This window comes from Floridaenema fluviatile BLCC-F154, assembly GCF_041929135.1.
In the GTDB taxonomy this organism is placed as follows: Bacteria; Cyanobacteriota; Cyanobacteriia; order Cyanobacteriales; family Aerosakkonemataceae; genus Floridanema; species Floridanema fluviatile.
The window spans coordinates 1-14,503 of record NZ_JBHFNS010000037.1; the positions used below are offsets into that span (position 1 = coordinate 1).

Consider the following 14,503-nt stretch of genomic DNA (forward strand, 5'->3'; position numbering starts at 1 on the left):
GTCCCCAGTCCCCAGTCCCCAGTCCCCAGTCCCCAGTCCCCAGTCCCCAGTCCCCAGTCCCCAGTCCCCAGTCCCCAGTCCCCAGTCCCCAGTCCCCAGTCCCCAGTCCCCAGTCCCCAGTCCCCAGTCCCCAATTACTAAAAATATGAGAAAAACTAATCCATTTGAAAATTCTGACTTGAAGCAATTACAGTTGTTTTGGTATTTAATACCTATATTTGGGGTTTTCCCTTCCCTTTGGACTTTGTACCGTCGCCAAGGTAGTCGAGAAGAAATGGCAACTAGTAGATTATCCGTAACTCTAGCTTTTGCTTGGCTCTTAGGTTACATTTTATTGGCAGCAGGAGCAGATACTTCTGAAACCTGGAAATTGCCTCTACTAGTAACCAATAGTTTATTTACTTCTGGTTACTTCGTGGTGACTACTTGGTTGATGTTTCGGTTGTGGCAGCGTCGCTCTTTGCGTGTACGCACCTCCGAACAAATACTACGGAAATATCAATCTTGACATCCTGATTGTGGATCATCTGTTAGCGCAGTTTTTGCGGAATAGCGATCGCTACTCAAACCCAAACCACTACTGAGCAAATTAATCACCCTGAACTTTCCATTCCAGGTTAGTAGATACTAGTATTGAGTATTTCCATCGTCAAGTCTGAGTAACTTTCAAGACAGCCAATTTTTCGTGTGTGAGGAAGCTAGTGCCAACTACAAAAATTTCCGGTTCATTCTCTCAAAAGCAAGAAACTTTGCCTAAAATTGCGTCACAGCCATCTAAAATTAGCCAGCTACGTTGGCTATGGCTAGGATTTAGCTTAACTGGTGTAGCAATGCTGTCAGCAACCGCAGGAGCTTTGTTGGCAGTATCACTTTCGACAACACCGTTAATGCAGAGTCGTCTGAGCCCAGAGGAAGCCGCGGTATTTTCTCAAGGTAACATCTCTACAACTAACCTCAAGTTGCCAGAGTTAACCCGACCCGTGAATATTTTAGTTTTGGGAATCAAGGTTTTACCTTCAGATTTGGGAGAAAAACCAGACCCAGCTTTGAACGGATACCAACCCGTACTTAACTCGTTTGAAGGTTTATCCGATACGATGCTGTTATTGCGGTTTAATCCGCAAACCAAAAAGTTAATTATTCTTTCTATACCTCGTGATACTCGGACTTTTGTGGAAGGAGCAGGTGTTACTAAAATTAATGCGGCTAATGTTTATGGTGGCCCAGCTTTAAGTGCTAAGACTGTCAGTAGTTTACTGGGAGATATTCGGATCGATCGCTACGTCCGCATCAACGTTTTGGGTGTAGAAAAACTCATCGATGCTTTAGGCGGAGTCACTGTTCATGTACCTTATGACATGAAATACACCGACAACACCCAACACCTTTACATCGATTTTAAAGCCGGAAAACAACACCTCGACGGCGCACAAACCCAAAACTTTCTCCGCTTCCGCTACGACAAACTAGGAGATATTGGTCGGGTGCAACGGCAACAAATGGTGATGAGAGCATTAATGGAACAAACTCTTAATCCCGTAACTTTAGCTAGATTACCAGAAATTCTCCGGGTAATTCAATCTCACATTGACACTAACTTATCAGTTGAAGAATTAGTCGCCTTAGTAGGTTTTGGTGTCAAAATGAGTCGTTCTGATGCCCAAATGTTATTAGTACCAGGACAGTTTAGTGATGAAGGACAATACGACGCTAGCTATTGGTTGCCTAACCGCAGAGGAATTTCTCAGTTAGTTAATCAATATTTAGATCCAAGTGAAGAATCAGAATCAAATCAGCCTCGTCAAAACGATTTTACTAATGTAAGAATAGCCATTAAAGACAGTACAGGTGATTCAGAATCAGTAAATGCTTTAGTCAGAAAATTGCGAAAAGCAGGTTATCGAAATGTCCAAGTTACTGAACCTTGGACAGAAACTTTACGCGAAACTCGCATCCTTGCCCAAAAAGGGGATAATCAAGCAGCTGAAGCTGTATATCAAGCTTTGGAAATTGGCGAAGTGCGTGTAGAAAGTACTGGCTCTCTCAACTCAGATATCACTATTTTTATTGGCACAGATTGGGTGGAACAACAAAAATCGGCTCGGTAATTTGCAGATTAGTTCGTTGTCAGGAGTTTAGTCCTTCTAGAAGATACAAAGTTTAGGACTGAAGTCCTGACAACAAACGATCTATTGGGTTTTTTGCAGAATCCAATCAATTAAAATCGGATTGACTAATTCGGGTGCTTCATCTTGGGGACAATGACCTAAACCTTCTAAGGGAATAAACTTTTCGACTTGGGGGAATTTGGCTAACTCCCGTCCTAAATTTATGGGTTCCCAAGGGTCATCGGTTCCCCATAAAATAATTGCCGGACAAGGCAAAATTGGTAATAAATCTTCTGGTAATGGCCCAGTAGAATAGCGAGTAAATGCTAAAAATACATCTACTGCGCCTGGATCTAAAGCTGGTGTCATTAACATATTTACTAGTTCGTCAGTGACTGCTTCGGGGCGTTTGTAAGCTTGCAGGAGAATTTTTTTGACGACTTTTGGCTTGGCTATTTGAGCAAAAAATAGTTGCCCGATCGATTTAATTGCTAGGATTCTTTGGACAATGGGAGTACCCGAACGACGATGCCAGGGGAGGGTGGCACGTTTGCGATCGTGCAATAATCGCAGAGAACAATTGAGTAAAGCTACTCCTTTCGTCAGTTCGGGAAAATCTACAGCCGCTTGCATCACAACTATACAGCCGATCGAATTCCCCACCAAAAAAGCAGGTTCACCCACCACTTCCCGACAAAAATCCCCAATTTGCTGCGCCCAAGTTTCAAAAGTATAATGAATTTCCCTTCCCGGCGCAGGTTTCGCCGAACCCCCAAATCCAATTAAGTCCAGGGCAAAAACTCGCGCATTTTTGGCTAATTCAGGAATATTTTTCCGCCAATGCCCCCAAGAAGCCCCAAATCCATGTACTAAAACCATAGCAGGCCCTTGGTTGCCTTGTGCTTGGTAACAAATCGGAAAACCTCGCCAAGTCCAAGTTTGAGTTGTCACATTTGTGCTGGAAATAGAGCTAATCATGGAATTATTTCAGAAAAGCAGTCACTTTCTATATTGTGAACACTTTAATTAGGGCTTGCTGAAAAAGTCTTTTGGAGTCCTAATTAGAGTTAGCAAGTTCACACACAAGATGTCACTTGTGCTGCTATCTTTAATTGGAGACAATTTTAATTCCAGCAATAAGTCATTTCATGGGTACAGGATACCAGCGGATTTTACTGAAGCTGAGCGGTGAAGCCCTGATGGGCGATCTCGGCTATGGCATCGATCCCCAAGTCGTTCAGGAAATCGCCTCTGAAGTGGCAGAAGTAGTCAGCACGGGCGTACAAGTAGCGATTGTCGTCGGTGGTGGCAACATCTTTCGGGGCGTGAAAGGGGCGGCGCGAGGCATGGATCGGGCCACAGCAGATTATATTGGCATGATTGCTACGGTGATGAATGCGATGACTTTGCAGGATGCTTTGGAACAGATTAATGTGCCAACGCGAGTTCAAAGTGCGATCGCCATGCAGGAAGTAGCAGAACCTTACATCCGCAGACGTGCTATTCGTCACTTGGAAAAAGGACGAGTGGTGATTTTTGGTGCAGGTTCGGGAAATCCTTTCTTCACTACTGATACCACAGCTGCCCTCAGAGCAGCAGAAATCAATGCCGATGTCATCTTTAAAGCTACTAAAGTTGACGGGATTTACGACTCCGATCCCCATGTCAATCCCCAAGCTCGTCGCTATCATAGTTTGAACTACACTCACGTTTTGACTCAAGATCTACGAGTGATGGATAGTACTGCTATCGCTCTTTGTAAAGAAAACAATATTCCGATTATTGTATTTGACCTGGGAGTTCGGGGAAATATTCGTCGGGCTGTGACAGGAGAACAAATCGGTACCATTGTAGGAGGATTATATGAAGTTACCTGAAGTTGAAGACCACATGCACAAGGCTGTTGAAGCAACTCAACGTTCTTTCAACACTATCCGCACCGGACGCGCTAATGCTTCTCTGTTGGATAAAGTGATGGTGGAATATTACGGTGCACCAACACCTTTAAAATCTCTGGCGAGTATCAATACTCCTGATGCGACTACGATTACTATTCAACCGTTCGATCGCACTAGTTTGAATCTAATTGAAAAGGCAATTTCTCTTTCTGATATCGGCTTGACTCCTAATAATGATGGTTCGATAATTCGCTTGAATATTCCGCCACTGACAAGCGATCGGCGCAAAGAATTGGTCAAGTATGCTGCTAAATACGCTGAAGAAGGCAAAGTCTCGATTCGCAATATCCGCCGCGATGCTGTTGATTCGATTCGCAAGCAAGAAAAGAATGGGGAATTATCTGAAGATCAAGCTAAAGATAACCAAGATCAAATTCAAAAATTGACTGACAAATATATTGCCAAAGTTGACGAGTTACTTGCTGAGAAGGAGAAAGATATTACCACAGTCTAAACTAACTTCTTAGCTACTATTTAATTAGAGCTAAGCTGACTGAAACATCTGTTGGGCATCACCTGCACGCACAATGTAAGCTATGTGTAGTGGATAGCCCCAGGTGTTGTATATTGCATCTACACAACGCAGAGCTTTTTCCCGATTTCTGTAAGAACGGAGAACTTTTTCTTTACCGTTGGCATAACGAATACAAACTTCCCAAATCATCTTTTTATCCTCAAGTAAAGGTAGTAGGGGCACAAGGACAGAGGAACACAGTTAGGTCGGATCGATCGGTTATAAATTTGCTGAATTGGAAATTGTAAATTTTAATTTTTTAGTTGGTTCTTTCTAACTGGGGATTTTTCAGTTAGAAACCCCATCAAAATATTAACTCTCAGCTTTACAAAAACTTCATACCCCATACTATAGTCTTTACAGAAAATTTGCAATCAGTAGAAGTCAGGGATTATTTACTATCTGAGATTACAAAGCGTTTAACCCTGTCAGGAAATACAATCCTGTGATTTACGCTCCGTGAATTCTAGGAAAATCAGAAAAAATACGACTTAGGAGGAGTTAACCAATAAAGTCAAGAGCAAATAAAATTGTGTTATTTCAGGGGTTATCGGCAAAAAAATCATCCGATTTATTGAATAAAATTCCTGAATCTTGAGTAGCAACCACAATCAAAACCCTGTTAAACTCCGATTAGGAGAATGACCTGGGAAGTTGTTCAAAGTTTACGTCCTAGCTAATTGAGGAGCAAATTTTTGCGCTATGTTTGATTGCATTATTGTCGGTGCTGGCCCAGCAGGGGGAACGGCAGCATATCATTTAGCAAAGCGTGGTAGGTCTGTTTTAGTTTTGGAAAAGGAAAGCCTACCTCGTTACAAACCTTGTGGTGGTGGGGTCTCACCTGTAATCGCCCAATGGTTTGATTTTGATTTTGCTCCGGCTATTTCTTTAAAAGTAAGTACGCTTTGCTACACATGGAAAATGGAAGATCCTGTGGAGACAAAGATTAAGACTTCAGAACCGATCTGGATGGTACGTAGGGATATCTTCGACCATTTTCTAATTCAACAAGCACAAAAACAGGGCGCACAACTACGTGATAATACTGAAGTAACGGGAATTGAATTTAAAGGCGATCGCTGGCAAGTTAATACAGCTAATGGCCCGGTGGAAGGTCGCTACTTGATCGCGGCTGACGGTGCCAAAGGGCCAATGGGGAAATGGTTGGGCTTTAAAGAACGGAAAAAGCGTTTAGCTGGGGCCTTAGAAGTGGAAACGACTAACCCTATAGAAGCAGATCCGAAAATTCATTTCGAGTTCGGGATGGTGAAAAGTGGCTATATTTGGAATTTCCCGAAAGATAATGGTTATTCGATCGGTGGTAGCACTTTCCAAGGTGGCGATCAAGCAGATATGAACAAGATTTTGTCAGAATACGGCAAGCTTTTCGGTCTGAATGGGAACGCTGTTCAAAATTATAGTCATCCTTTAGCTTTGTGGGATGGCAATCACAAGCTGCATACTGAAAATGCTTTGTTAGCTGGAGAAGCTGCTTGTGTAGTCGATCCGTTTACTGCTGAGGGTATTCGTCCGGCAATGTTTACGGGGCTGAAAGCCGCGGAAGCGATCGATCGATCTGTTGGTGGCGATATCAATGCTTTAGAAAAATACACCGAAATTATCAACCAAGAATGGGGTAGTGATATGGTGTGGGCGCAACGTTTAGCAGGTGTATTCTACCGCGTCCCCAAAGTTGGTTACAAAATTGGAGTAAAACGTCCAACTGCAACTCAAATCATGGCAGAAATTCTCTGCGGAGAACAGCGTTATGGTGATGTTGCTGGTAAAGCAGTAAAACGTTTAAGTACTGGTTTAATTCCGGGAATGGGACGTTAATCAATTAGATCCTCTCTTAAAGATCCCCGACTTCTTGGAGAAGTCGGGGATCTTGCTTCAACTATATCTAAAATTAAGGTGACAATTGGATGCTTTTATTTGGTGGTTTATGGATGCGATCGCACTAACTATTCCCAATCTTGATGCCAAAGGCTTTGTCGAACTCTGCCAAGCAAATCAAAACTTGCGGCTAGAACGTACCGCTACTGGAGATATTATTATTATGCCCCCAACATATCCTTGGACAGGTAAACAAAATTTTGGCCTCGTTGCCCAACTCGGTGTCTGGATACAACGAACAGGACTTGGTATTGGTTTTGACTCATCCACAGGTTTTACTTTGCCAAATGGTGCAGTTCGTTCTCCTGATGTCAGTTGGGTGAGTAATGAAAGATGGGAAGCTTTAACAGAAACTCAGCAAAAAGAAGAGTTTTCGCCTTTGTCTCCTGACTTTGTAGTTGAGTTACGTTCTAGTAGTGATTCTCTGAAAAAACTGCGGGAAAAAATGCAGGAATATATGGAAAATGGCGTGCGTTTGAGTTGGTTAATTGATGCAAAAACCAAGCAGGTGGAAATATATCGTCAAGGGAAAGATGTAGAGGTTTTAGGATCTCCGACAACGGTATCTGGTGAGGATGTTTTGCCTGGATTTATGTTAGATTTAACTCAAGTTTGGTGAAGGGTCATGCCAAAAGTTTTGCTTGGACTAGAAACCCGGTTTCTTGAAGAAACCGGGTTTCTCTTCTTGCACATTTGTTCAATCTACTAAATCTGGATCGATTCCTAATTCACGTAACTTAGCCGCTAATTTTTCCGCCCTTTGGTATTCTCGATCGGCCCGTTGGCGTTCTTCCTCAACCCGTTGACGTTCCTGTTCTCTCAATCGATCCAATTCCACAGAAGTAAGAAATCGCTGTCCGTCGGGACGAAAAATTTCTAAAGTATCAGAATTTAACGCAAACTTTATTCCCAATCTTGGACTTACCCAACCATTAATTGCCTCAATTTCTGTTAATCTGTCTCCCGAAAGTATCAATCCAGTTAATTCCGCTTCATCAGGATCGTAAATATAATATTCCTCAACTCCATACTGTTGATAAAAGACAAATTTTTTGGTCATTTCTTTGAGTCGATTTCCTGGGGATAAAATTTCAAACACCACTTGGGGAGGGATATTATTTTCTAACCATTGTTTGTAGGAACCTCTGTCTCCTTTCGGTCTACCAAAGACTACCATTGCATCAGGTGCCACACGGGTTTTATTGTCACCTTCAACTGGATACCAAAGCAAATCGCCTGCAACAAATACTTCTGGATTATTAGCAAACAAAATTTCTAAATTTTCTTTGATAGTGACAATCCAACGGAATTGTTTGGTATTATCTGACATTGGTTGTCCATCGCTGTCGGGATAAATAATTGTTGCTTTGCTTTCAGTTGGTAGTTGTTGTACCATACTGCTTTTCCTCTCAATTAGTTATTTCAATATTAACATTTTCCTCAATAATTGATTATTTGTTGCTTAATTTCTCAGTAAATACTGAACATTCAGGAGATTGCAAACCTGCTTGTAAAACAGTCAAAAGTTGCTGCATATTCCCTGCTAATAAATCGGAAACTGCTAACCACAAACCTGGAAAAATTCGACTTTGCAAAATTCCCTTAGCATCAGGGGATAATTCTAAATATTCACCTTGTTCTAGATAAAACCAACTCAATTTGCGTTGGCGTAGCCTGCCGTAGGCATATCGAGAACTTGCCAAACAATATATTCTTTAACTCCATTGCGACGATAAGCTTGTTTTTTAGCATGAAGATCGATCGCCACACTACTAGCAGCAATTTCCACAACTAATTCTGGCGCACCTTCAATATAATCATCTTCACTTAATCTTGTTTGACCTCCTGCTTCTGGTGTGATGATCAGAACCGCATCTGGTTGAGGTTCATTATCCACATCTAACCGCACACTCGGTTCAATTCCTAATTCTACTCCAGGCGTTACGACTGCATAATTAGACAACCAACCGACAATCAAACCATGAGGTTGACTATGACTTTTAAAACGGAGTGCGGCAGCCATATAAACAATTCCTTCAATTAATTCGGCTTTTTTCAAGTTAGGCGTGGCGTTGTAGCGGCGTTCAAATTCATAGCGGTTCAGCTTGTCGCCATTTACTAAAAATGGAATAGTTTCCTGTTTTGATGGTGTTTTGACCATGACGATTCTACTTGAAATTAGGTTATACCTATCTTACCGAATTAAAAACTAGGTTTCTCTAACGACACCTTTATTTTAGACTTAAACGGAACATTTTCAGCGGCAAGCGATCGGTGATAATTGCTAATCCCTGAACGTCACACAATTGCGGTTATTACGCTTAGAAAAGTATAGGGCGCTATCGACTCTTTTGATCAGACTTTCCACTGTATCATCGATTCTGTAAGCAGAAACACCAAAACTAGCAGTAATTGTCTTTTCAACGTCTGAAAATTGATGTTCCTCAATCTTACTTCGCAATTTCTCAGCTAGGTGAGTTGCGTTTGTTAGTTGAGTCTCAGGACAAACAACAATAAACTCCTCTCCCCCCCAACGTCCGATTAAATCTGTCTTTCGCAAGTTATTCTTCAGAATAAATGCAACTTCCATCAGAACAGAATCCCCGACATGATGACCGTAGGTATCATTGATTTGTTTAAAATAATCGACATCCATCAGAACAACAGAAAATGTTAGATTATATTGGTTTGCACGAAAAACTTCCTTTTCAATTTCTTCATCAATGATGTGTCTATTGAATAAGCCAGTTAACTTATCAGTTTTATAGAGAAAATCGAGCTTTTTATTCGCTTCAATCAGTCTTTTGTTGTAGCGGGAAATAATCAAATTTCGATAAAAAAGCAAGGATAAAAAGACAAGAGATGCAGCCACGATTTTCCCAACCAACTCATAGTCAATCCCCCGATCGTAACTGACAGATATCCAGTTATAAAATATTTTTTGACGCTCTTCATAAGAAATTTTAGCAATGGCTTTGTTGATAATCGAGAGTAATAGCGGTCTATCATTTCTCACAGCAATCGACACATCATAATCCAAATCTAGCTCGCCCGAAATTTTCAAATTGGGCATTCTATTCGTTTTAAGTTGATAGCTAATTGTAGGTAAAGTATCGATATACCCGTAAACTTTCTTTTGCCGCACCATTGCCAATCCAGTCCGGGAATCAGGAACTTCTTTGATAACAATATTAGGATATTTTTTGTGGAGCAATTCGATAGCTGCATACCCCTCGATCAGGGCAAAACTTTTATCTGCAACCTCCTTGAAATCAAGAATAAATATTTCCTCTAAATTTGTAGCAATAACCAATGGCAAAAAAATATATGGTTCGCTAAAATTCAAAAATTCCTTACGCAATGGTGTGGGAACAGCCCCCGGAAGAATATCGCAGCCTCGTTGTCGGGCGACGGACAAAGATTCATCCCAAGAACTTGTTTTTACTACGCGAAATTCTTTCCCGATACTATTAAAAATAATCTTCATGTAGTCGGCAACTAGACCTAAATAATTACCATCTTCATCTAATTTTTCATAAGGCATCCAATCGGGGTCAACACAAATAGGAATGAAATCAATTTTAGAAAGATATTCTTGTTCTTCCCGATTAAAATTAAGAGTTAGTTTGGAAGCGGTAGAGTCATTCTTTGCGATATTATCTGAGTAATGGGCGATCGCAAACTCCTTATCAAGGATGCTTACAGGCTTGTTTTTTTGGGTTTCAAGGGTAGCAAAGCCTCGTTCACCCTCGACGCTCGTCGTATTTTCAGCATAAGCATAATCTTTCACTGGCACTGCGAACAGAACCAGTAATAAGATGAGAAAAACTACCAATCTAGAAAATGCTATCACTTTTCAATTACTCCAAAATAAGACTCACTTTTTAATGTAGGATTCAGCACGTCACCCAAAAGTTTTTGTGTGGCATGGAGTTATTGTAAGCGATCGCTTCAATTTCTGAAATAATATATAATGACTTTAGAAAGGTTTTTTATGAGAAATATCGGCAAGAAATAGATGAACCGATCGCATCTGAAGTAGCTTTGGAATCAACTTACAATGTCTAGTATTCTGTTACATTTGGATGCTGATACTTCGATCAAGTTCAGCAATTTTTTGAATATCAAGAGGTAGAAGAATAATGGATTTTAATAACTATAATTTTGATGTATTTACGATTAGTTTATATGTTGATGAACAAGGAGATTGGCTGGCTCATTTGCAAGAAATGCCTAATATTTCCGCCTTTGGTGATACTCCTCAACAAGCTTTGGAGGAATTGAAAGAAGCTTGGGAATTGGTGAAAGAAGATTATCAAGAAAAGGGTAAAGAAATTCCGGTTGCGCCTGGGCGTAAAAAATTATATTCCGCTTGACAGGGCGATATGCCTACGGCAGGCTACGCCAACGCATTTCCAGCAAACACTACAAAAGAGTCATCTAATAAACTTCATCGCGATCGCCAATTTTGATTAATAAAATTGCCAAGTGATTGGAAGTTGTTGGGGAAGTACGTTGGTGTAGCCTGCTGTAGGCATATCGCATTTGTATAATCAAAAAATAATATATAATTGCTTTAGAAAAAAGCTTTAATTTCAACCGATTGGAAAAAATCGATGACACCCGAATCTTTAAATTTACCCCCAAAATTACGCGAAGAAGCTGAAAAATTTGCTGCTAGTCAAGGCTTGTCTCTAAATCAGTTTATTCTCTGGGCTGTTGCTGAAAAAGTTGGTATTTTAAGTCAGCATTTTGACGATCCGGCATTTCCTAACATTACTTATCATCGTGGTGCTAGTGGTTTGTCAGTACCGATCGTAAAAGGGACTAGTGTACGGGTACAAAGTTTGGCGATCGCATCTCAAAAATGGGGGCTTTCTGCTCAAGAAATCGCTGCTGAGTACAATCTGAGTGAGGAACAGGTGAATATTGCTCTGGCTTTTTATGGGAAACATCGGCAAGAAATAGATGAAGCGATCGCATCTGAAGTAGCTTTAGAATTAACTTACAATGTCTAGTCCTCTGTTACATTTGGATGCTGATACTTCAATTAAAGCTTTACATTTAGCTTTAATTAATCGGGGTCATAATGTTACCCGAACGCCAACAGAATGGATGCCCTTAGATGCAACTGATGAAACCCAGTTGTTAGGTGCTACTACCCAAGGAAGGTGTATTTTTACTTTCAATATCCGTGATTTTTTAGTTTTGGCGCAACGCTATCCTAACCATAGTGGCATTGTTTTAGCTGCCCAGAATAGCTGGAATCTATCTGCATTGATTGCTGCTTTAGATTGTATGCTTTTAGAGACAGAAGCTGCTGACTGGAATGGTCAAGTGCGTTGGCTTAATCAATGGAAAAGATAAGCGATACATACAAATTTAAGACTTCTCTAGAGCAGTCACTAGCTAGACAATGAATACATGGGGAAGTGCGATCGCAATTTGCAAAGCAGTATAAGTTGGATACTTTGTTAGTTTAGGTTTTGGGGAGGGTGGGGGCGATCGATCTCACCCCTTTAACCAACATTGTTAACTAGGTTTTAAGGTAGGTCTTAATTTCTGCAACCAGAGCAGAGTATTTTTCCATAAGCTTGTTCCTAAGCTCTGACTCTTTATCTTCCTCGCGGAGTAGGAATTTAGCAATACTGACCAATTCGTTTCGTTGCTCATCTTCTAATTTTTGTAATATTTCCCCTCCCGTCCAGATAACATTTATGATCGAAGCTATTTCCTTACCTCCTTGATTCTTTGTTTGATTGTTTCTTTTTGTGTAGTCACTGGGATTGGTGGTTGGGGGCTGATTAATGTTTGTGGGATTGGGATTCTTTGCGGTTGTTCCTCCGGCTGCGGTTTTTTGGTTATCTGAATTACAATCATAATCACTATCACCACCGTGACTATTAACAGAATGATTTTGAGACTTGCCGGAATTTTTTTTTGAGCTAAGACAGGTTGTTGGGTAGACGTATCGAGTTGTGGTTGTAGACTATTTGGCTTCTGAGAAATTGATTCTTCTAATCTTTCTGGCTCCTTCACATTACTTGCCAAACCTCTCCAAACACCTGCTTTGTGAAGTATACCTCCTTCTTCTAAATGCTCTGTTACAACTACCAACACCCCGTTTTCCATACTCGTTCCATCCCAACTTTGCCACTTTTGAGGCAAGCAGTTATTTTGAAGTTCATCAGCAAGCTTTTCTATCAAATCATCTGACTTATTCTCTATTTTGTATTCTGCTTTTTCATCAGGTTGATTGCTCCCTGCTGCACCTAAATTTTCTACAAATTCCTCAAACTCATTTAGCGAAACTTTAAATCCTTCTAAACCGTCAAACTCGATCGCTCTAGCAACTATTTCACTCAGCAACAAATCTTTTCCAAGAATGTTGCGTAACGCATTAGCAGCCAGCATTCTGAGAAGTTTTTCATTTTCTCCTTGGTCATCATCACCAACCAAAACTACAGAATTAAGTACTTTTCTTCCCATTTTTTCTGAACGTTCAGGTGATTCAATACCTGTTATTTCTAACAGAATCTGGCTGTCGTATCGCATCAACATTATAGATGGTTGCGCTTCATAAACTAAGTAATTAACTGTTCCCTTACCTCCTGTCTTTTTAGGAATTATTCGTTGCAAAAGAAGACTAGGAATTTCTTCTTGCTCTGGCTTACTAACATTACGCCAGTGAATCCCAGTTTTACCCAATGCCGAACTTTTGACATATATTTCTAGGTTTTTCATAGCTCTATTATCCTATGTGTTTTGGTATTGGTAGCCATTTTGCTGAACCCTGTATAACTGCAAAACCATCACTATTTTTGCAACCTAGCGCAAAGCTAAAAATTGCCTTATTAAATGCCTCAATTTGAGTTTGGGTTGTTTCGACTCTACTCTTACTTCCTGAAACACTATTTTGAGTTTCTTTAACAACAGCTTGAACTTGATCAAATTGCTCTTTTGCTTTGTTGTACGGGGTTCGTTTATCATCAATTAAATTAAATATTCCTCTCAATAACCACCATGTGTTGTTTCGTTCATCCAAACTTTTCTGTTTCTCGATCAATTCCCTTTTTCGATTATCTAATTTATCTTTTTCTGTATCTAGTCTTGCTTCAAGCTGTTTGAGATTACCCTTTTCTTTTTCTAGTAATTCTTTCTTACTTTCTAAGTAGACATTCAACAAAAAACGCAAAACATATCGTAGTGGTTGATCTCCATCGCGAGGCTCGTATGGAGCATTAATAGGCGTTTTATAATAATGAAAAGTTGTTCTTCCCTGCTCATCAGTCTGATGATAAGCAAATGAAACGCTCCCTATTGTTTGTACTGGAGTTACAACTACAGCTACCTTATCAATCAAAAAATCTGACCTTAAAAAATCAAGTAGTTGCCGATATCCCATTTTGACATGAGCTAATAAGTCTTCGGCATCTCTCGACGTTTTCATGTACGTCTCGCATTTTATTGGAGCCAAAATCACCAACCTTGGTGAAGTTACATTTTGATAAGCATCTTTTAAGAATCTGGTGATACGCTGAGGCTCATTTTTTTCTTCATGCCATGTTCCGATTTCATGAGCGTTGACTTTTCCAGTCTTTTTTTCCATGAGTGCAGTAGCATCAATTGGAATAATTACTGCGTCACATTCGTTTAGCTGCTGCTTTACATATTCCTTTTGTTCTGGTCTTGCGTCTGCTCGAAAGTATTCACCTGATGGATCTGTGAATTTCAGCCTCATAAACTTCTTTCCACTACTGCCAATTTCAAACAATAATCCCTCATCATCCCAAGGATCTTCTCGCGATGGAGTGGGAGTTACTATTTTTTTTAATCGCGGATCTATGTTTCTTAATACCTGTTTGCATTCTTCTATCAATTGTAAAGTTTTACCCTCAAGAGGCCATGTATCGAGATTAGCTCTTTCAAAGGTTTTGTCAAATTCTTCGTGCATCGCTGCTAAGAGACTTGTTTTGCCCATTCCTCTTCCTGGTGCAACCATGATAATTTTTAATTCTTCATTCATT

Annotated in this window: 15 protein-coding genes and 1 pseudogene; 9 read left to right on the forward strand and 7 right to left on the reverse strand. The window is 40.3% G+C overall.

Annotated elements, in window-relative coordinates; all coding sequences use genetic code 11:
- Nucleotides 1–508 (forward strand): hypothetical protein (locus ACE1B6_RS08335; protein ID WP_413256791.1); only part of this gene is annotated, 508 nt, incomplete at its 5' end.
- Between the two features lie 193 nt (nt 509–701).
- Entirely contained in the window at nt 702–2,108 is a 1,407-nt protein-coding gene (locus tag ACE1B6_RS08340) for an LCP family protein (RefSeq protein WP_413256792.1), read from the forward strand.
- Between the two features lie 81 nt (nt 2,109–2,189).
- Here ACE1B6_RS08340 and ACE1B6_RS08345 read toward each other — a convergent pair whose 3' ends face one another.
- Nucleotides 2,190–3,086 carry an alpha/beta fold hydrolase gene (locus ACE1B6_RS08345; RefSeq protein ID WP_413256793.1) on the reverse strand — a complete coding sequence of 299 codons (897 nt, stop codon included), beginning with the start codon at nt 3,084–3,086 and terminating at the stop codon, nt 2,190–2,192.
- Between the two features lie 170 nt (nt 3,087–3,256).
- Here ACE1B6_RS08345 and pyrH point away from each other — a divergent pair, with 170 nt between their 5' ends.
- Both pyrH and frr read left to right on the forward strand, forming a co-directional pair.
- Entirely contained in the window at nt 3,257–3,985 is a 729-nt protein-coding gene (pyrH, locus tag ACE1B6_RS08350) for a UMP kinase (RefSeq protein WP_413256794.1), read from the forward strand.
- Nucleotides 3,972–4,520, forward strand: coding sequence for a ribosome recycling factor (gene frr, locus ACE1B6_RS08355; RefSeq protein WP_413256795.1), 549 nt, complete (start codon nt 3,972–3,974; stop codon nt 4,518–4,520). The genes pyrH and frr overlap by 14 nt, the downstream gene beginning before the upstream one ends.
- Nucleotides 4,521–4,550: 30 nt before the next feature.
- Here frr and ACE1B6_RS08360 read toward each other — a convergent pair whose 3' ends face one another.
- On the reverse strand, nt 4,551–4,730 hold the full coding sequence (locus ACE1B6_RS08360; RefSeq protein WP_413256796.1) for a family 2 glycosyl transferase: 180 nt from the start codon (nt 4,728–4,730) through the stop codon (nt 4,551–4,553).
- 552 nt (nt 4,731–5,282) lie between these two features.
- Here ACE1B6_RS08360 and ACE1B6_RS08365 point away from each other — a divergent pair.
- A complete protein-coding gene (locus ACE1B6_RS08365; RefSeq protein WP_413256797.1) occupies nt 5,283–6,416 on the forward strand; it encodes a geranylgeranyl reductase family protein in 1,134 nt (377 codons plus the stop codon).
- Between the two features lie 109 nt (nt 6,417–6,525).
- A complete protein-coding gene (locus ACE1B6_RS08370; RefSeq protein ID WP_413256825.1) occupies nt 6,526–7,095 on the forward strand; it encodes a Uma2 family endonuclease in 570 nt (189 codons plus the stop codon).
- 78 nt (nt 7,096–7,173) lie between these two features.
- Here the strand turns inward: ACE1B6_RS08370 and ACE1B6_RS08375 are convergent, their stop codons facing one another.
- From ACE1B6_RS08375 to ACE1B6_RS08390, 3 genes and pseudogenes are all read right to left on the reverse strand, one after another.
- The gene (locus ACE1B6_RS08375) at nt 7,174–7,872 is read right to left on the reverse strand and encodes a Uma2 family endonuclease (protein WP_413256798.1); all 699 of its coding nucleotides are present in this window, start codon (nt 7,870–7,872) and stop codon (nt 7,174–7,176) included.
- 55 nt (nt 7,873–7,927) lie between these two features.
- Nucleotides 7,928–8,637 (reverse strand): annotated as a pseudogene (locus ACE1B6_RS08385) (Uma2 family endonuclease).
- Between the two features lie 123 nt (nt 8,638–8,760).
- Nucleotides 8,761–10,329 carry a diguanylate cyclase gene (locus tag ACE1B6_RS08390; protein ID WP_413256801.1) on the reverse strand — a complete coding sequence of 523 codons (1,569 nt, stop codon included), beginning with the start codon at nt 10,327–10,329 and terminating at the stop codon, nt 8,761–8,763.
- 289 nt (nt 10,330–10,618) lie between these two features.
- On the opposite strand from ACE1B6_RS08390, the gene ACE1B6_RS08395 reads away from it, so the two are divergent.
- The 3 genes from ACE1B6_RS08395 (at nt 10,619) to ACE1B6_RS08405 (ending at nt 11,843) form a co-directional block, all read left to right on the forward strand.
- Nucleotides 10,619–10,852 (forward strand): type II toxin-antitoxin system HicB family antitoxin, encoded by a 234-nt coding sequence (locus ACE1B6_RS08395; RefSeq protein WP_413256802.1) that lies wholly within the window; start codon nt 10,619–10,621, stop codon nt 10,850–10,852.
- A 240-nt stretch (nt 10,853–11,092) separates the two neighbouring features.
- On the forward strand, nt 11,093–11,494 hold the full coding sequence (locus tag ACE1B6_RS08400; protein ID WP_413256803.1) for a DUF433 domain-containing protein: 402 nt from the start codon (nt 11,093–11,095) through the stop codon (nt 11,492–11,494).
- Complete coding sequence (locus ACE1B6_RS08405; protein WP_413256804.1) at nt 11,487–11,843, forward strand: DUF5615 family PIN-like protein; 357 nt, start codon at nt 11,487–11,489, stop codon at nt 11,841–11,843. Before ACE1B6_RS08400 ends, ACE1B6_RS08405 begins: the two co-directional genes overlap by 8 nt.
- 360 nt (nt 11,844–12,203) lie before the next feature.
- Here ACE1B6_RS08405 and ACE1B6_RS08410 read toward each other — a convergent pair whose 3' ends face one another.
- Both ACE1B6_RS08410 and ACE1B6_RS08415 read right to left on the reverse strand, forming a co-directional pair.
- Nucleotides 12,204–13,220: a hypothetical protein gene (locus tag ACE1B6_RS08410; protein ID WP_413256805.1), complete on the reverse strand. Its 1,017-nt coding sequence runs from the start codon at nt 13,218–13,220 to the stop codon at nt 12,204–12,206.
- Between the two features lie 7 nt (nt 13,221–13,227).
- On the reverse strand, nt 13,228–14,502 hold the full coding sequence (locus ACE1B6_RS08415; protein ID WP_413256806.1) for a TRAFAC clade GTPase domain-containing protein: 1,275 nt from the start codon (nt 14,500–14,502) through the stop codon (nt 13,228–13,230).
- Nucleotide 14,503: the final 1 nt, after the last annotated feature.

Excerpts from the sequence above, each read along its gene's own strand:
- ACE1B6_RS08345 (WP_413256793.1), bottom strand. The coding sequence starts at position 3,086 with ATGATTAGCTCTATTTCCAGCACAAATGTGACAACTCAAACTTGGACT.
- ACE1B6_RS08400 (WP_413256803.1), top strand. The coding sequence starts at position 11,093 with ATGACACCCGAATCTTTAAATTTACCCCCAAAATTACGCGAAGAAGCT.
- ACE1B6_RS08415 (WP_413256806.1), bottom strand. The coding sequence starts at position 14,502 with ATGAATGAAGAATTAAAAATTATCATGGTTGCACCAGGAAGAGGAATG.
- ACE1B6_RS08365 (WP_413256797.1), top strand. The coding sequence starts at position 5,283 with ATGTTTGATTGCATTATTGTCGGTGCTGGCCCAGCAGGGGGAACGGCA.
- ACE1B6_RS08410 (WP_413256805.1), bottom strand. The coding sequence starts at position 13,220 with ATGAAAAACCTAGAAATATATGTCAAAAGTTCGGCATTGGGTAAAACT.
- pyrH (WP_413256794.1), top strand. The coding sequence starts at position 3,257 with ATGGGTACAGGATACCAGCGGATTTTACTGAAGCTGAGCGGTGAAGCC.
- frr (WP_413256795.1), top strand. The coding sequence starts at position 3,972 with ATGAAGTTACCTGAAGTTGAAGACCACATGCACAAGGCTGTTGAAGCA.
- ACE1B6_RS08405 (WP_413256804.1), top strand. The coding sequence starts at position 11,487 with ATGTCTAGTCCTCTGTTACATTTGGATGCTGATACTTCAATTAAAGCT.
- ACE1B6_RS08375 (WP_413256798.1), bottom strand. The coding sequence starts at position 7,872 with ATGGTACAACAACTACCAACTGAAAGCAAAGCAACAATTATTTATCCC.
- ACE1B6_RS08360 (WP_413256796.1), bottom strand. The coding sequence starts at position 4,730 with ATGATTTGGGAAGTTTGTATTCGTTATGCCAACGGTAAAGAAAAAGTT.
- ACE1B6_RS08395 (WP_413256802.1), top strand. The coding sequence starts at position 10,619 with ATGGATTTTAATAACTATAATTTTGATGTATTTACGATTAGTTTATAT.
- ACE1B6_RS08370 (WP_413256825.1), top strand. The coding sequence starts at position 6,526 with ATGGATGCGATCGCACTAACTATTCCCAATCTTGATGCCAAAGGCTTT.